This window comes from Niallia sp. MER 6 (assembly GCF_023714395.1).
Lineage (GTDB): Bacteria > Bacillota > Bacilli > Bacillales > Cytobacillaceae > Niallia.
This window is the reverse complement of sequence record NZ_JAMAUK010000051.1, coordinates 1-16,233: the sequence shown is the minus strand read 5'-3', so window position 1 is coordinate 16,233 and position 16,233 is coordinate 1. Positions and strand designations below refer to the sequence as shown.

18 protein-coding genes and 2 rRNA genes are annotated in these 16,233 nt (G+C 37.7%); 18 read left to right on the top strand and 2 right to left on the bottom strand.

Annotation, left to right across the window (positions count from 1 at the left end; all coding sequences use genetic code 11):
* Positions 1 to 125: ribosomal RNA gene (locus tag M3600_RS26980) — 23S ribosomal RNA — on the top strand; the annotation flags it as partial.
* A 116-nt stretch (positions 126 to 241) separates the two neighbouring features.
* A 5S ribosomal RNA gene (rrf, locus tag M3600_RS26975) occupies positions 242 to 358 on the top strand.
* A gap of 46 nt (positions 359 to 404) precedes the next feature.
* Here rrf and M3600_RS26970 read toward each other — a convergent pair.
* Positions 405 to 620, bottom strand: a complete 216-nt coding sequence (locus M3600_RS26970) for a sigma factor G inhibitor Gin (protein ID WP_282581411.1) — start codon at positions 618 to 620, stop codon at positions 405 to 407.
* A gap of 177 nt (positions 621 to 797) precedes the next feature.
* On the opposite strand from M3600_RS26970, the gene M3600_RS26965 reads away from it, so the two are divergent.
* The 10 genes from M3600_RS26965 (at position 798) to rsmI (ending at position 8,062) form a co-directional block, all read left to right on the top strand.
* Positions 798 to 2,231 carry an aminotransferase class I/II-fold pyridoxal phosphate-dependent enzyme gene (locus M3600_RS26965; protein WP_251648273.1) on the top strand — a complete coding sequence of 478 codons (1,434 nt, stop codon included), beginning with the start codon at positions 798 to 800 and terminating at the stop codon, positions 2,229 to 2,231.
* 10 nt (positions 2,232 to 2,241) lie between these two features.
* On the top strand, positions 2,242 to 2,880 hold the full coding sequence (tmk, locus tag M3600_RS26960) for a dTMP kinase (protein WP_251648271.1): 639 nt from the start codon (positions 2,242 to 2,244) through the stop codon (positions 2,878 to 2,880).
* Positions 2,881 to 2,985: 105 nt separating this feature from the next.
* Positions 2,986 to 3,315, top strand: a complete 330-nt coding sequence (locus M3600_RS26955; protein WP_127742579.1) for a cyclic-di-AMP receptor — start codon at positions 2,986 to 2,988, stop codon at positions 3,313 to 3,315.
* 84 nt (positions 3,316 to 3,399) lie between these two features.
* On the top strand, positions 3,400 to 3,837 hold the full coding sequence (locus tag M3600_RS26950) for a YaaR family protein (protein WP_233318827.1): 438 nt from the start codon (positions 3,400 to 3,402) through the stop codon (positions 3,835 to 3,837).
* 13 nt (positions 3,838 to 3,850) lie between these two features.
* Entirely contained in the window at positions 3,851 to 4,858 is a 1,008-nt protein-coding gene (holB, locus tag M3600_RS26945; RefSeq protein ID WP_233318825.1) for a DNA polymerase III subunit delta', read from the top strand.
* A complete protein-coding gene (gene ricT, locus M3600_RS26940) occupies positions 4,851 to 5,678 on the top strand; it encodes a competence/sporulation regulator complex protein RicT (RefSeq protein WP_233318824.1) in 828 nt (275 codons plus the stop codon). The genes holB and ricT overlap by 8 nt, the downstream gene beginning before the upstream one ends.
* A gap of 12 nt (positions 5,679 to 5,690) precedes the next feature.
* The gene (yabA, locus tag M3600_RS26935; protein ID WP_233318822.1) at positions 5,691 to 6,068 is read left to right on the top strand and encodes a DNA replication initiation control protein YabA; all 378 of its coding nucleotides are present in this window, start codon (positions 5,691 to 5,693) and stop codon (positions 6,066 to 6,068) included.
* Between the two features lie 132 nt (positions 6,069 to 6,200).
* Complete coding sequence (locus M3600_RS26930) at positions 6,201 to 6,944, top strand: tRNA1(Val) (adenine(37)-N6)-methyltransferase (RefSeq protein ID WP_233318819.1); 744 nt, start codon at positions 6,201 to 6,203, stop codon at positions 6,942 to 6,944.
* Positions 6,931 to 7,218 carry a GIY-YIG nuclease family protein gene (locus M3600_RS26925; RefSeq protein ID WP_233318817.1) on the top strand — a complete coding sequence of 96 codons (288 nt, stop codon included), beginning with the start codon at positions 6,931 to 6,933 and terminating at the stop codon, positions 7,216 to 7,218. Before M3600_RS26930 ends, M3600_RS26925 begins: the two co-directional genes overlap by 14 nt.
* Positions 7,196 to 8,062: a 16S rRNA (cytidine(1402)-2'-O)-methyltransferase gene (gene rsmI / locus M3600_RS26920; protein ID WP_251648272.1), complete on the top strand. Its 867-nt coding sequence runs from the start codon at positions 7,196 to 7,198 to the stop codon at positions 8,060 to 8,062. Before M3600_RS26925 ends, rsmI begins: the two co-directional genes overlap by 23 nt.
* A 45-nt stretch (positions 8,063 to 8,107) precedes the next feature.
* Here rsmI and M3600_RS26915 read toward each other — a convergent pair whose 3' ends face one another.
* Positions 8,108 to 8,392 (bottom strand): transition state genes transcriptional regulator AbrB, encoded by a 285-nt coding sequence (locus M3600_RS26915; RefSeq protein WP_233318815.1) that lies wholly within the window; start codon positions 8,390 to 8,392, stop codon positions 8,108 to 8,110.
* A 560-nt stretch (positions 8,393 to 8,952) separates the two neighbouring features.
* On the opposite strand from M3600_RS26915, the gene metG reads away from it, so the two are divergent.
* From metG to yabG, 6 genes are all read left to right on the top strand, one after another.
* Complete coding sequence (gene metG / locus M3600_RS26910; RefSeq protein ID WP_233318813.1) at positions 8,953 to 10,947, top strand: methionine--tRNA ligase; 1,995 nt, start codon at positions 8,953 to 8,955, stop codon at positions 10,945 to 10,947.
* Between the two features lie 138 nt (positions 10,948 to 11,085).
* Positions 11,086 to 11,853, top strand: a complete 768-nt coding sequence (locus M3600_RS26905) for a TatD family hydrolase (protein ID WP_251648269.1) — start codon at positions 11,086 to 11,088, stop codon at positions 11,851 to 11,853.
* A 238-nt stretch (positions 11,854 to 12,091) separates the two neighbouring features.
* Positions 12,092 to 13,279 (top strand): resuscitation-promoting factor, encoded by a 1,188-nt coding sequence (locus M3600_RS26900; protein ID WP_233318834.1) that lies wholly within the window; start codon positions 12,092 to 12,094, stop codon positions 13,277 to 13,279.
* 262 nt (positions 13,280 to 13,541) lie between these two features.
* Positions 13,542 to 14,102 (top strand): ribonuclease M5, encoded by a 561-nt coding sequence (gene rnmV, locus M3600_RS26895; protein WP_233318809.1) that lies wholly within the window; start codon positions 13,542 to 13,544, stop codon positions 14,100 to 14,102.
* The gene (gene rsmA, locus M3600_RS26890; RefSeq protein WP_233318806.1) at positions 14,095 to 14,970 is read left to right on the top strand and encodes a 16S rRNA (adenine(1518)-N(6)/adenine(1519)-N(6))-dimethyltransferase RsmA; all 876 of its coding nucleotides are present in this window, start codon (positions 14,095 to 14,097) and stop codon (positions 14,968 to 14,970) included. The genes rnmV and rsmA overlap by 8 nt, the downstream gene beginning before the upstream one ends.
* Before the next feature lie 180 nt (positions 14,971 to 15,150).
* The gene (gene yabG, locus M3600_RS26885; RefSeq protein ID WP_192486456.1) at positions 15,151 to 16,029 is read left to right on the top strand and encodes a sporulation peptidase YabG; all 879 of its coding nucleotides are present in this window, start codon (positions 15,151 to 15,153) and stop codon (positions 16,027 to 16,029) included.
* Positions 16,030 to 16,233: the final 204 nt, after the last annotated feature.

Sequence of the window (16,233 nt, the reverse complement as noted above, 5' to 3'; positions counted from 1 at the left end):
AAGATGAGATTTCCCATAGCGTAAGCTAGTAAGATCCCTGAAAGATGATCAGGTTGATAGGTTTGAGGTGGAAGCGTGGTGACACGTGGAGCTGACAAATACTAATAGATCGAGGACTTAACTAAAATAGGAAAGCGGAAGAAGCTTTAGCTTCTGCAGCTGGACATGAATGATTGCTTGGTTCTTGTTTTTCTTCGAAGATGATTTAGTTTTGAGAGAACAACTCATAAAAACATAATAGTCTGGTGGCGATAGCGAGAAGGTCACACCCGTTCCCATACCGAACACGGAAGTTAAGCTTCTCAGCGCCGATGGTAGTTGGGGGCTCTCCCCCTGTGAGAGTAGGACGTCGCCAGGCACTTTAAAAAAAGCATCTAGTTTAACTAGGTGCTTTTTGTTTTTTATTAAGCTTGGCGCCTTTGCATGGCATAATGAGCATCTTTTAACTTATGAATAAAAAATTTATATTTTGTATCACTTGTCTTCGTATTTAACATTTCATGTTCACATTCAGTACAAATCAGTGACTGATACAGATGTATACCTGTTATTTTTTGCTGATCGCAAAATAAACATTTCTCCACATAAGGCTGGATGATTTTCTGCGAATTTATACTCACTGGCTCCACCTCCCTAAAAACAGTCTTGCCAATAATAAATACATGCATACAAAATTCAGATAATTTTAAATTTACCTTTACTTTAAAATAGGTGGCTAAAACACGCATTTTATTCATAGTCAGGCAATGGTACAATAAAATAGAGTTAAAAGGAAATGAGGAAGAACAGTGCATGAAATGACGCCTTTATATAATAGATTGGAAGAGTTTATTCAGAATAAACCTATTTCTTTTCATGTCCCAGGGCATAAAAATGGTTCTTTAATGGACAAACATAACTTGTTAAAGAATGCATGGAACTTTGATGTAACAGAGCTTAACGGGCTAGATGACTTGCATTCAGCAAGTGGGGTAATATTGGAGGCAGAGAAACTGCTAGCAGCTTTATATAACACAAAAAAAAGCTTTTTTTTGGTTAATGGCTCAACAGTAGGCAATTTAGCTATGATTATGTCTGCTGTGAATGAAGGAGACCAAATCCTTGTACAAAGGAACAGTCATAAATCTATTATGAATGGCATTAAACTCACAAAGGCAAAACCTATTCTGCTTAATCCGAGCTATGATTTAGAGTGGAAAGTAGAAGGGACTGTTTCATGTGAAACAATTTTAGAAGCAATAAAAAAATATCAGAGTGCAAAGGTTCTTATTCTCACCTCACCCAATTATTATGGAATGATTGGAGAGTTAGAAAGAATAATTGAAATAGCTCACAAGCATGGGGTAACAGTATTAGTAGACGAGGCTCATGGAGCCCATTTTGCTGGCTCAGCTCACTTTCCTCCGTCTGCTGTAGAATTAGGCGCGGACATAGTTGTCCAATCTGCACATAAAACACTACCTGCATTAACGATGGGTTCATATCTCCATTTCAACTCAGAACGGGTTTCTTTAAATAAACTGCAAATGTATTTAAGCATCCTTCAGTCAAGTAGCCCATCTTATTTAATTATGGCATCCCTTGATTTGGCGAGAAGTTATTTGGGTACTTATAAGGAAGAAGACTTTATATACTTATTAGAAAAGCTTCAAAAGTTTAAAGCTGAATTGTCAACATTAAGTCAACTGAAAGTAATGAATTATGGAAACAAAGCTGGTGACCCTCTAAAATTAACTATTCAAAGCAGATGTAAGTTAACAGGTTTTGAACTTCAAGCGAAGTTTGAGGAAGCTGGAGTCTATTGTGAAATGGCTGATTTACATAATGTCTTGCTTGTATTGCCTTTGCTGAAGAACAAGATGTCATATCCTTTTGAAGATGCTTTTGAGAAAATTAAGAAGGCTGTAAGTCCATATAAGGCGTTGAATTTGCCAGTGGAGGAAGATAAAGGTGCAGCTATAAATCTATATACTAATATAGTAGAATTAAAGATAAATGAATTGGAGCAACCTAAGTACTCTAAACACGAAATTTTATTAGAAGATTCAATAGACAAAATTAACGCAGATTCTATTATCCCTTATCCACCAGGTGTACCATTGCTGATGCCGGGAGAAGTAATTACTGGTAAACATATTGAAACATTAAAGGTGCTTGTAGCTAATGGCTGTAAGTTTCAAGGGAATTCATCTATATATGAAGGCAGAATTGCAGTTTTTATAAAGAAGTAAGGAGAATAACATGACAAGAGGTATTTTTATAACAATGGAAGGGCCAGAGGGCGCCGGAAAAACAACCATTTTAGAGATGCTGTATAAACACTACAAAGACAAAGGCATCAAGATTGTAAAGACAAGAGAGCCTGGAGGAATTAGGATTGCCGAAAAAATCCGCGAGATTATATTAAACCCTGACCATACAGAGATGGATGGAAGGACAGAGGCGTTATTATATGCTGCTGCTAGAAGACAGCATTTAGTTGAAAAGGTTATACCAGCATTAGCAGAAGGTAGTATTGTTATTTCTGACCGCTTCATAGACAGTTCTCTTGCTTATCAGGGTTATGCCAGGGGGATAGGCATAGAAGAAATATGGAAGATAAATGAGTTTGCCATTGGCGGTGTAATGCCTGATTTAACCCTGTATTTTGACCTTGATCCAGAACTAGGGCTAGCAAGAATAAATAAATCAAATGAACGGGAAATAAATAGGCTTGATCTAGAGCAATTGGATTTCCATAAGCGTGTCCAAGCAGGATATTACAAAGTTATCGAGAAGTTTCCTGAAAGGCTGCATAAACTAGAAGCTTCACAAAGCATAGAGGATGTATTTGAACAAGCTCAACAAGCCATTAATCAGGTATTGAACAGAAACAGGTAAAGTGAGCTTTCATTTTTCTATTTATATATGCCTGTTTAATTATTTATTGTTATAATAGGAAAAAGCAGTAATTCTGGTAAAACTATAATAAAGGGGTTGGATAAAATGAAGTTAATTTTAACAGTAATCCAAGATAAAGACAGTGCTAAGTTATTGAATGCCCTTGTAGAACATAACTTTAGAGCTACTAAATTAGCTAGTACCGGGGGATTTTTGAAATCTGGGAATACAACCTTTATGATAGGGACAGAAGATATACGCGTGGAAAAAGCTTTGCAAATAATAAAAGAAAACTGCCAATCACGTGATCAGTTAGTTGCCCCTGTTTCACCTATGGGAGGAAATGCTGATTCGTATGTACCGTATCCTGTTGAGGTGGAGGTAGGTGGAGCAACTGTATTCGTGCTGCCTGTTGAACAGTTCAAGCAATTCTAAGGCTTAAGAATATGGTTGGAACTTAAATATATTACCTCTATATATAAAGGATTTTTTTAATGATGCTTTTATCGGAGGAAAAAAATGAAAATAAATAAAGACATTCGTGTGAGTACAGATGCTACTAAGCAAGAGATAAAAAGCGGACAAGTGGAAACGAAATTTAGGGAGCTTGTCACAAGGCAGAGTGAAAAGCTTCAATCTGGTCAACTGCAAACATTGATAAAGAGTATAGATGATACTGGCAACAGATTGGGCAGGTCACAAAATCTTAAGGATTTAAACAAGTTCAAATCGCTGGTCAAGCAGTTTGTAAAGGAAGCAGTAGATTACGGCATCGGATTGAAAAAAGATAAATCATGGGATCACTTCGGACAAGGCCGAGATTTGAGTGTTGTTCAGGTTGTGGATGAAAAGCTTGTCGAGCTTACTGAAGAAGTGATGAGTAAAGAAAAAAACAGCCTGAACATTTTAGGGAAAATAGGAGAAATTAAAGGCCTATTAATTAATATATATATGTAAGAGAGTGATCGTGTTGATAAAAACATGGGAACAGCTTGAACAGGAGCAGCCAATTGTTCTAAGAATGGTCCGAAACAGTCTGAAAAAGGACCGACTTGCACATGCTTATCTGTTTGAAGGAATGAGAGGAACTGGCAAAAAGGAAGTCAGCCAAATTCTTACGAAAAGCATACTTTGTACAAGGTTAATAGACGGTTATAAGCCTTGTGAGGAATGCTCTAATTGCAAACGAATAAATAACAGCAACCATCCGGACGTACATATTGTCGAACCGGATGGTTTGTCCATAAAGAAAAACCAGATTCAAAGCCTGCAGGAGGAGTTCTCCAAAACAGGGGTAGAATCAAAACAGAAGATTTATGTAATTGTACATGCTGATAAAATGACTACGAATGCAGCAAACAGTCTGCTGAAATTCCTGGAAGAACCACATGCAGAAACTACAGCAATCCTTTTGACTGAACAAATACATCAGATTCTCCCAACCATTTTATCGAGGTGCCAAGTCTTATCCTTTACTCCTCTTTCCCCAATAAAAATGCAGGAGCAGCTTATAGCAAATGGAATGAAAGCAAGTGGAGCGCCATTAATTGCGCAGATCACTAATGATTATGATGAAGCGTTTCGACTAAGTTCTGATGAATGGTTTGTACAAGCGCAAAAAATAGTGGTAAAATTGTATATGACTCTTAAAGGAAATCCTTTAGAAGCATTAGTTGCCCTTCAAAGAGAGTGGTTTGTTCATTTCAAAGAGAAAGATCAGTATGATAGGGGATTGGATTTACTGTTGCTGCTGTTTAAGGATTTATTATATATTCAACTAGGCAAGCAGGAGCAAATAGTCTATATAAATGATCGGCAACAGTTAGAAGAGCTTGCGCTTAAATCATCATCCCAAATGCTGACAGAGCAAATGACGTCCATCTTTGAAGCTAAACGAAAGCTGCAGGGTAATATGAATCCACAGTTATTGATGGAACAGCTTGTATTGAAGCTGCAGGAGGGATCTTCAGTTGTATAATGTTGTAGGAATCCGCTTTAAAAAAGCTGGAAAAATATATTACTTTGATCCGAATGATATGGATATCCAAAAAGGGGATTTCGTAATCGTAGAGACAGTGCGTGGAGTGGAATATGGAAAAGTTGTCATTGCTCCCAAGCAGGTTGACGAAAATGATGTAGTCTTACCTCTTAAAAAGGTACTCCGAGTCGCGGATCAGAAAGACCAATTAATTGTAGAGGAAAACCGGATTGCGGCAAAAGAGGCATATGAAGTTTGTTGTGAGAAGGTCAATCTGCATGAGTTAGATATGAAGCTTGTAGATGTAGAATATACATTTGATCGCAATAAAGTAATTTTTTATTTTACCGCAGACGGCAGAGTCGATTTTCGTGAACTCGTAAAGGATCTAGCTTCGATTTTTAGGACTAGAATTGAGCTGCGCCAGATTGGTGTTCGCGATGAGGCAAAAATGCTGGGCGGCATCGGTCCATGTGGTAGAATGCTTTGCTGTTCAACATTTTTAGGCGATTTTGAGCCAGTATCAATTAAAATGGCTAAAGACCAAAATCTTTCCCTAAATCCAACCAAAATATCAGGACTTTGCGGCAGACTTATGTGCTGTCTTAAATATGAGAACGATGAATATGAGTCTGCAAAAGAACAGCTTCCAGATTTGGGTGAGTGGATTAATACACCTGATGGAAGAGGTAAAGTAGTAGGTTTAAATATATTAGAACGTGTACTCCAAGTGGAAATTTCTGAACAAGAACGAGTGCTTGAATATACATTAGAAGAAATACTGCAAAAAGATACTGTTTCAGTTCAATCCACGGACTAATGAGGTGGCAGAGTGGATAAAAAAGAAATTTTTGATTCAGTAATTAATATGGAGAGTCAAATCGGCCATTTATATCAGCAATTAGGTGAGCTAAAGCAGCATGTGGCAGAACTGATTGAAGAAAATAATACATTGAAGCTGGAAAACGAAAATTTAAGAAGACATTTGGAGAGCCAGTCACAAAAAGAGAAGGAACAAAAGGAACAGACGAAAAAGAAAAATCGAAAGTCCACCAAGATTTTGGAAGAAAAGAATATGGATATTGGCGAAGGATATGACAATCTAGCGAGGCTTTATCAAGAGGGTTTTCATATTTGTAACCTTCATTTCGGAAGTCCAAGAAAAGATGGAGATTGTTTGTTCTGTCTATCCTTCCTTAATAAAAAATAGGGTGTGTCCTTCTAAATAGGGCACCCTATTTTTTTAGCTGTTAATGATTACAGCAAGATAATTAGAGAATGATTATGATAATATTTGCTTAGGCTAGTATTATGGAATACATATATAGATGGAGGTAACAAATTGGTTCAGCTAGTAGGAGATGAAAGGCTTGATTACTTGTTGGCAGAGAAGCTTAAGATTATTCAAAGTCCAACTGTGTTTTCGTTTTCTTTAGATGCCGTATTATTGGCAAACTTTGCAACTGTTCCTATTGCGAAAGGAAAAATTGTAGATCTTTGCAGTGGAAATGGTGTAATTCCGTTATTTTTAAGTTTGAGAACGAGAGGCTCTATAATAGGAGTGGAAATTCAGGAACGGTTATATGATATGGCTTGCAGAAGTGTTGCCTATAATAACTTAGAAGAAAAAATAAAGATGGTAAATGGTGATATTAAAGAAGCTCCTGCGCAGCTTGGGTTTGAAAAATATGATGCTGTTACTTGCAACCCTCCGTATTTCCAAACAGATTCTGTTGATGAAAGGAATACAAACGAACATTTGGCTATTGCACGACATGAGATTCTTTGCACGCTTGAGGATGCAATTCGAGCTGCAAGTCAGCTTGTTAAGCAGGGAGGAAAGGTTTCATTTGTGCACAGACCAGGAAGACTGCTTGATATTATTACATTAATGAGAGCATATCGACTAGAGCCAAAGCGGATAAGGTTTGTATATCCAAAGGAAGGGAAAGAAGCAAATATCCTGCTAGTCGAGGGAATAAAGGATGGCAAGCCGGACTTGAAAATACTGCCCCCTTTATATGTGTATAAAGGGTTAAATGAGTATACAGAGGAAATGAGCCGAATTTTGTATGGAGACAGCTAATCATTATTTTTATGTCTTACTTTGCAGAGATAATACTTATTATGCTGGATACACAAATAATCTGGAAAAACGCATTAAAACACATAATGAAGGAAAAGGCGCCAAGTATACTAGGGCAAGAAGGCCAGTCCAGTTAATTTATAAGGAAGTTTTTGCAGATAAATCTCAGGCTTTGAAGGCAGAATATGCTTTTAAACAATTGAGCAGGAAAGAAAAAGAGTCTTATATGAGGAAGGAAATTGGTGTTGAACATGTGGCAGCAAAAAAGCTATAAGAATGATAATGGTCTTCTTTATTTAGTCCCTACTCCAATAGGCAACTTGGAAGACATGAGTTTTCGGGCTGTAAGAATTTTGAAAGAAGCAGATGTAATTGCAGCAGAGGATACGAGGAATACAAAGAAACTGTGCAATCATTTTGAAATAACGACCCCAATCGTAAGCTATCATGAACATAATAAAGAAACGAGCGGCCGCAAGCTGATTGAATCATTGCAAGCAGGTAAAACAATAGCCTTAGTCAGCGATGCTGGAATGCCAACCATCGCAGACCCTGGGTATGAGCTTGTAGTGGCAGCAGTAGAAAGCAAGCTTCCTGTCGTTCCACTGCCTGGTGCAAATGCAGCCTTAACTGCTTTAATAGCATCAGGTTTGCCGACACACCCTTTTTATTTCTATGGTTTTCTTAACCGACAAAAAAAAGAGAAGAAAAAGGAGCTAGAGGCGTTAAAGAAAATTTCTGGAACGGTATTGCTATATGAATCTCCTCACAGGTTAAAGGAAACCTTACAGTTGATTAGAGAAATTCTCGGCAACAGAAATATCTCCCTTTGCAGGGAATTAACAAAAATCTTCGAGGAATTTATCAGAGGAACAGTAGATGAAGTTATCGAATGGGCAAATTCAGATGAGATACGAGGCGAATTTTGCATCGTTATTGAAAAGGGATCTGCAGAAGAGGATCAGGACGAGCAATGGTGGATGAACTTAACAATTGTTGAGCATGTAAATCATTATATTGAAACAGATGGCCTGCAGGCAAAAGAGGCAATTAAGCGTACAGCTGTCGACAGAAGCATGCCTAAGCGGGAAGTATACCAAGAATATCATATAGATTAAAAAAAGCATGGAGCTCATCCCTTGAGCTGCCATGCTTTTTTATTATTACTTAGAAAGTTCAAACGAACTTTTGATTTCATTTATAAGCTGTTCTGCACCTTCACGGCTTAGGATTAGTTTACCGCCTGCTAATGACAGGTTATCATCAGAAACTTCACCAGTAACTTGGCAAGTCATGTTAGGTTTATATTTTTTCAAGATGATTTTTTCATCATCCACATAAATTTCTAAAGCATCTTTCTCAGCAATTCCTAATGTACGTCTTAATTCGATAGGTATTACAACACGACCTAATTCGTCAACTTTACGAACAATTCCAGTAGATTTCATTTCCTTTTCTCCTCCCGATGAACCTTATATATATTTTTTTCGCTAATATTCGACAAATTTCTTTGTTTGTATATATAATACCAGCCATTCCCATATACGTCAATTATTTTATTTTTAAATTGAGATAATTCCAGGAAAAACCTATATTTATAGGTTAAACAGCATATTATATATACTTTTAATACCAAAATAAGTGTATAAATGTAAAATGAATTAAAGCCAAAATAGAGAAATGTATTAAAGAGAATTCGACAAAACTCAACATTTTAATGTCGAATCAGCCATTCATTATAGTGAACAAAAATGAGGAGCAGAGAAGCATGCGGCCAGTTGCAAAAACTTTGGATTTTGGGTATATTTTGATGGTATGTAAGGGCACAATGGCAATGATTAGCTGCCATTTTTTATGGCATTTCTTCATTATGTAAGGAAGTCTACAAATATACCATAAAATTTTCCGATGCAATTATATGTCTTGTAGTTTTAAGATTAGTGTAAGTATTGATACAATAAGAATTATGCATATTACATAGCATTATTGAATTAGGAGGGAAAAAACGTTGAAAGAGCAAGAAACTTTCTATATAACAACCCCAATATATTATCCTAGCGGGAATCTTCATATTGGACATGCATACACAACGGTTGCTGGGGATGCAATGGCTAGATATAAGCGATTAAAGGGCTTTGATGTTCGTTATTTAACTGGGACTGATGAGCATGGCCAAAAAATCCAGCGAAAAGCAGAAGAAGCAGGTATTACGCCTCAACAATATGTAGACGGAATTGTTGCAGGAATAAAAGAACTTTGGGATATGATGGATATCTCATATGATGATTTCATCCGTACGACAGAAAAAAGACATACAGAAGTAGTTAGCAAAATGTTCCAAAAACTTGTCGATCAAGGTGATATTTACTTGGATGAATATCAAGGATGGTACTCTGTTTCTGATGAAACATATTATACAGAACTTCAGCTTGTAGACCCTGTATATGATGAAAATGGTAAAGTCATCGGCGGAAAAAGCCCTGACAGTGGTCATCCTGTGGAGCTTGTAAAAGAAGAATCCTACTTCTTCCGTATGGGCAAGTATGCAGATCGACTTCTGAAGTTTTATGAAGAGAATCCTGGGTTCATTCAGCCAGAATCACGCAAAAATGAAATGATTAATAACTTTATTAAGCCAGGCCTTGAAGATCTAGCTGTTTCCCGTACAACATTTGACTGGGGAATTAAAGTTCCTGGAGATCCAAAACACGTTGTATATGTTTGGATTGATGCGTTGTCCAATTATATTACAGCACTAGGATATGGTTCAGATAACGATTCACTTTATCAGAAATTCTGGCCTGCAAATGTCCATTTAGTTGGGAAGGAAATCGTACGTTTTCATACAATTTACTGGCCAATCATGCTGATGGCATTAGATTTGCCGCTTCCTAATAAAGTGTTTGCTCATGGTTGGATTTTGATGAAAGACGGAAAGATGTCCAAATCAAAAGGCAATGTTGTTAATCCGGTAACATTAATTGAAAGATATGGACTTGACGCATTGCGTTATTATTTACTTCGTGAAGTGCCATTCGGTTCTGACGGTGTATTCACTCCAGAGGGATTTGTTGAAAGAGTGAATTTTGATTTAGCGAATGATTTAGGAAACCTGTTAAACAGAACAGTTGCTATGATCAACAAGTATTTTGACGGAGTTATTCCTGAATACAAAGGTTCTGAAGGTGGCTTTGAAAAGTCACTAGTAGAAGCTCATCAGGAAACGAAAGCATTGTACGAGAGTCATATGGATAATATGGAGTTTTCGGTTGTGTTAACGAATTTATGGCAGCTTGTCAGCAGAAACAATAAATATATTGATGAAACTCAACCATGGGTATTGGCGAAGGAAGGAAAAACGGATGAGCTTGCAACAGTAATGGTTCATCTAGCTGAATCCTTAAGACGTATTGCTGTCCTTTTAAAACCATTCTTAACAAAAACACCGGATAAGATCTTCCAGCAGCTGAATGTTCAGGAAGAACAGTTAAAAACATGGGCAAGCCTTGACCAGTTCGGTGTAATCCCTGCAGGAACAAAGGTAGAAAAAGGAGAACCTATCTTCCCAAGACTTGATATCGCAGAGGAAGTAGAATACATCAAAAAAGAGATGCAAGGACCTGCTGCTGAAGAGAAGAAGGAATCACAGCCGGCTGAGAAGCAAGAAGTTCCTGAGTCGGAAGAAATTACTATTGATGATTTTATGAAAGTGGATTTACGAGTAGCGCAAGTTCTTCAGGCAGAACCTGTGAAAAAAGCAGACAAGCTGCTGAAGCTTCAACTGGATTTAGGTTATGAGCAAAGACAAGTAGTCTCAGGTATTGCTCAATATTATAAACCAGAGGAATTAGTCGGCAAAAGAGTAATTTGTGTTACAAATTTGAAGCCTGTTAAGCTGAGAGGAGAATTATCTCAAGGTATGATTCTTGCAGGTAGCCAAGATGGTGTTCTAGCACTTGCTTCTGTTGCTGAATCGCTTCCATTAGGCTCAAAAGTTAAATAAAAACTGGTTGAAAAACATAGGAATTGCACTTAAGATGCATATTTCTATGTTTTTCTTTCAAAATAGAGGATATTTAGTCAGCAAGTTGGGGAATAGAAAATAAACATGAATAATTATGGATAAAGAAAGGGTTTCATTATGTTATTTGACACACATACACATTTAAATGCAGAACAATTTAATGACGATTTAGAAGAAGTAATCGGCAGGGCAATGGAAGCTGGAATGGAAAAAATGATCGTAGTCGGCTTTGATCGTCCAACGATTAATAGGGCCATGGAATTAATCGAGCGGTATGATTTTATATATGCAAGTGTCGGCTGGCATCCTGTTGATGCAATTGACATGACTGAGGAAGATTTAGAATGGATTGAATCATTGGCTAAACATCCAAAAGTTGTAGCAATTGGGGAAATGGGCTTAGATTATCACTGGGATAAATCACCAAAAGATGTCCAAAAGGAAGTATTCAGAAAGCAAATTCACTTGGCAAAAAAAGTGAAGCTTCCAATTGTTATTCATAACAGGGAAGCAACTGCTGATATTGTTGAGATTCTCAAGGAAGAAGGCGCAGCGGAAGTTGGTGGAATTATGCACTGCTATGGAGGAAGTGTCGAGACTGCAAAGGAATGCATCGACATGAATTTTTATATTTCATTAGGTGGGACTGTCACTTTTAAAAACGCTAGAAAGCCGAAGGAAGCAGCAGCAGCAATTCCGTTGGACAAGCTGCTTATTGAGACAGATTGCCCTTACCTTGCGCCAACACCACATCGCGGCAAAAGAAATGAACCAAGCTATGTGAAGCTTGTAGCAGAAGAAATCGCAGCAATAAAAGGAATTAGTTATGAGGAAGTTGCTGCCAAAACAACAGAAAATGCAAAAAAATTATTCGGCATAAAATGATAAGAGATGGTGTCGAATCATTGAAAAGCTTGTCCTAATATTACTTTGTTCTAAGAAGTTCTACATTGCTTCCTTTTCTCATAGAATGTTCATGTCGAGATTTCTTTCTTTCCTTTCATGGAGTTTTTTTGCATAATAGGAGATACGTTCAAAGAATGTAGAAGGGTTGACAGCAGACACGATACTCTATATAATCACTCCGAGAGAAAAGGAGGCGTTTTTCATCGTAATCCAAAACATGAAAAGCCTGTTTTCCAAGTCTTTGAGCAGAAAGAAATGGCCCATTATTATTGCTAGCTTCATAGTTTTTCTAAGTGGTTTAGGATTTGTTGTTTACGAATCAACGAAAAAAACTGTGGCGCTGTCATTAGATGGGAAAGAGAAGGTCATCGAAACGCACTCATCCACTATTCAAGATATATTTGATGAACTTGATATTGCCATACGCTCAGAAGATGAGGTGTTTCCCACGTTAGACACAAGAGTGGCTGACGAGATGGAGGTTGTTTGGAAGCAAGCAAAACAGGTTGAATTGAGCAAAGACGACGAGAAGAAAACGGTATGGACAACAGCAGAAACGGTTAAGGAGTTTCTCGAGGAACAAAAAATCTCTTTGAATGAACACGATAAGATCAATCAAAAGCAGAATAAGCATATAAAGAACAATATGGAGATTGTTGTACATACTGCATTTCCAGTTACACTAGTAGACGCAGGATCGAAAAAAGAACTATGGTCCACTTCGACTACGGTCGCTGACTTTTTAAAACAACAGGAGATATCACTTACGAAATTAGACCGAGTTGAACCAGATCTAAAGGAAGTAGTGAACAAGAAGGACGTTGTAGAAATTACACGTATAGAAAAGGTCACCGATGTAGTGGAACAACCGATTAATTATGCTGTTGTTACCCAAAAGGATGATAGCCTTGAAAAGGGAACAGAAAAGGTACTAAAGGAAGGTAAAAACGGTCTAAAGTCTAAAACCTTCGAAGTTACTTTAGAAAACGGCAAAGAAGTTTCGAGAGAACTGCTTAGTGAAAAAGAAGTTAAGGAAAAACAGGACAAAGTAGTTGCAGTAGGCACAATTGAAGTTACGCAAATTGCTTCCCGCGGTGAAGATGCCAGCGAAGAAGGCACAGAACTTTACGTTAACTCAACAGCTTATACAGCCAGCTGCAATGGATGCTCGGGACATACTGCTACTGGAATTGACCTCAAATCAAATCCGAATGCAAAAGTAATTGCGGTTGACCCAAGTGTTATTCCGTTAGGAACAAAGGTATATGTTGAAGGCTACGGATACGCGGTAGCCGGTGATACAGGCGGTGCTGTGAAAGGTAAGAAAATCGACGTCTTTTTCCCGACGAAGGCAGAAGCCTATCGATGGGGAAATAAACAGGTAAGAATTAAGATTTTGAAGTAACCTTTTTTAAAGCTTCTTACATGCATGTGTTTGTTAGTGTCTGCAAAAACCTAATACACATTGAACATCTACTATTAGCACATCTTTAACAGAGGAGTTATTCCTCTGTTTTTTTCTTTTGAACGGATTTTGTTGAAAAGAAAAATTTGAGCTATAATAACCTTTAGAATTTCATTTAACTCTTTTCTATAATATATAGACGTTTATTGTTACAAAAATGTTTCATTTTTTTGCAAAACTTAAATTTTTTTTTGGAGGCTTCATGAAACTTAGAGAAATCATTGTAGTGGAAGGAAGAGATGACACTACCGCTGTCAAAAGAGCAGTCGATGCTGATACAATTGAAACAAATGGTTCTGCCATCAATAAGGCAACAATTGAGGCAATAAAGCTGGCTAATGAAACGAGAGGAGTCATAATACTGACTGATCCAGACTTTCCTGGCCAAAAAATAAGAAATACAATAGAAAAGCACATACCTAATTGTAAACATGCATTCATTGCAAAGGAAAAGGCATTGCATAAGCATGGAAAGGGTGTTGGTGTAGAACATGCCTCAGTGGAAGTGATTAGAGAGGCGCTCAAAGAAGCCCATCACATGGAAGAAAGCATTATAGAGCAAATTACTAAAGAGGACTTACTAGATGCACAGCTGATTGGCGGACCTGGATCGAAGGAGCGAAGAGAAAAGCTGGGCAAGATATTAAAAATAGGGTATACAAATGGCAAACAGCTTCATAAAAGGCTGATGATGTTTAACATCTCCAAGCAGGACTTTGCAGCAGCGGTTAATGCTATTTGGCAGGAGGAAAAAGATGTATAAAGATATAGCAACACCAGTAAGAACAAAAGCTATCTTAGAGAAATATGGATTTTCTTTTAAAAAGAGTCTTGGTCAAAACTTTTTAATTGATACGAATATATTAAGAAATATTGTAGACCATGCAGAGTTGTCGGAGTCTTCAGGTGCAATTGAGGTTGGACCAGGAATTGGTGCATTAACAGAACAGCTGGCAAAGCGTGCAAAAAAAGTTGTTGCCTATGAGATTGACCAGCGTCTGTTGCCTATTTTGAGCGAAACGCTTGAGCCATATCCGAATGCTAAGGTGATCCATTCGGACGTACTGAAGGCAAATGTAAAGGAAATGATTGAGGAAGAATTCGCAGGTATTGATGATATTATGCTTGTGGCTAACTTACCTTATTATGTAACTACTCCAATCATTATGAAAATTTTGGAGGAGAACTTGCCGCTGCGCGGAATTGTCGTGATGCTCCAAAAGGAAGTAGCTGACCGTATATCAGCTCGTCCAAGTACGAAGGAATATGGTTCCCTATCAATAGCGATTCAATATTACACAGTTCCAGAGGTTGTAATGATCGTGCCTAAGACAGTATTTGTACCACAACCGAATGTCGATTCTGCTGTTATCAGGCTGACGATTAGGGAAAAGCCTTTAGTTGCAGTTAAAAGTGAGGAATTCTTCTTCCGAGTGACTAGAGCTAGCTTTGCTCAACGGAGAAAAACCATTTTAAATAATTTAACAAGCCAGCTTGAAAATGGTAAGGAGAAAAAAGAAGCGATTATAGCTGCCCTTGAAACTGCTGGAATTGAGCCTTCCAGACGAGGAGAATCTCTTTCTATTGAAGAATTTGCTGCACTTAGCGATGCGCTGTATGATTCGTTTTAAACCGTTAATAAACATTGAAGGACCGGCCCTTTTAATTGAGGGGCCGGTTTCTTTTTTATAGGTGACAGTTGATGGGGTAAATTGTTCCTCACATCTTTCTGGACTTTTGCATAGTTTAATGAGAGGTAGATAAGAAACATTAGCCCATTCATTAGGCAGGGCGTACTGGAGTGACGACTAGTGAGCATAAACATCATGGATATCGTCGGCAGAAAATCCTATCATTGTGATTTAGCTTTTCGAATTATTGATATAAAGGAAGAAAATGGACGCAAATATGCTGTTTTGTATGGGGAGGATTTCCGTCTCATTGCAGACGCTCCTTTTGATGACTTAATTTCTATCAATAAGCCGATGCAGAGAAAGATGGCGCAAGAGATTCAATTTTTAGAGGAACAATCATTAGCACTATTTAGGCAGGATGTAAACCTGCTGAAAAGGAAACAGGAGTATTCTTCTACAGATGCTTACAGTAAACCAATTAACTATTTTCAAATGCCTGGGAAGGTATTGCATTTGGATGGAGATCCTAACTACTTGAAGAAATGCCTTGATCTATATGAAAAAATAGGAATTCCTGTAACGGGGGTTCATTCTAATGAGAAGGAAATGCCGGGTAAAATCGGGAAGCTCCTTGAGTATTATCGGCCGGATATACTTGTAGTAACCGGCCATGATGCTTATTCTAAGTCATTAGGAGACAAGAAGGACATAAATGCGTACCGCCATTCTAAATATTTTGTGCAAACAGTTATGGAAGCAAGGCGGAGAGTTCCACATCTGGATCAGCTTGTAATTTTCGCAGGAGCTTGCCAATCGCACTTTGAATCCCTTATACATGCAGGAGCAAACTTTGCAAGCTCTCCTTCAAGGGTCAATATTCATGCTCTAGATCCTGTGTATATTGTAGCGAAAATAAGCTATACACCATTCATGGAAAGGGTAAACGTTTGGGATGTGCTGCGAAATACGCTCACAGGGGAAAAAGGGCTTGGTGGTATTGAAACAAAGGGAGTGCTGCGCACAGGCATGCCGTTTAACACGAATGCATCTGAATAGTCTAAGGACTTAAGAAAAGTGTATAATACAGAAAAATCACGATATAGATAACAGGTTTTCTCGAAAAGAGGGAGCTTGTTTTTTTTAAAAGATAAGAAAGTATAAAAATTTGGGTCTACCACAGTCATTTAAGCTGTGGTATTTTCATTTTATGGAGACCAATATATTGAGAAGAATATTTTTTGATAAACACCAACATTGGGA

What these genes read in the sequence shown, in the direction of transcription:
- rnmV (WP_233318809.1), top strand. Translation starts at nt 13,542, where the DNA reads ATGAAACTTAGAGAAATCATTGTAGTGGAAGGAAGAGATGACACTACC.
- M3600_RS26955 (WP_127742579.1), top strand. Translation starts at nt 2,986, where the DNA reads ATGAAGTTAATTTTAACAGTAATCCAAGATAAAGACAGTGCTAAGTTA.
- rsmI (WP_251648272.1), top strand. Translation starts at nt 7,196, where the DNA reads ATGTGGCAGCAAAAAAGCTATAAGAATGATAATGGTCTTCTTTATTTA.
- M3600_RS26905 (WP_251648269.1), top strand. Translation starts at nt 11,086, where the DNA reads ATGTTATTTGACACACATACACATTTAAATGCAGAACAATTTAATGAC.
- M3600_RS26900 (WP_233318834.1), top strand. Translation starts at nt 12,092, where the DNA reads ATGAAAAGCCTGTTTTCCAAGTCTTTGAGCAGAAAGAAATGGCCCATT.
- M3600_RS26950 (WP_233318827.1), top strand. Translation starts at nt 3,400, where the DNA reads ATGAAAATAAATAAAGACATTCGTGTGAGTACAGATGCTACTAAGCAA.
- M3600_RS26925 (WP_233318817.1), top strand. Translation starts at nt 6,931, where the DNA reads ATGGAGACAGCTAATCATTATTTTTATGTCTTACTTTGCAGAGATAAT.
- tmk (WP_251648271.1), top strand. Translation starts at nt 2,242, where the DNA reads ATGACAAGAGGTATTTTTATAACAATGGAAGGGCCAGAGGGCGCCGGA.
- rsmA (WP_233318806.1), top strand. Translation starts at nt 14,095, where the DNA reads ATGTATAAAGATATAGCAACACCAGTAAGAACAAAAGCTATCTTAGAG.
- M3600_RS26915 (WP_233318815.1), bottom strand. Translation starts at nt 8,392, where the DNA reads ATGAAATCTACTGGAATTGTTCGTAAAGTTGACGAATTAGGTCGTGTT.
- M3600_RS26965 (WP_251648273.1), top strand. Translation starts at nt 798, where the DNA reads ATGACGCCTTTATATAATAGATTGGAAGAGTTTATTCAGAATAAACCT.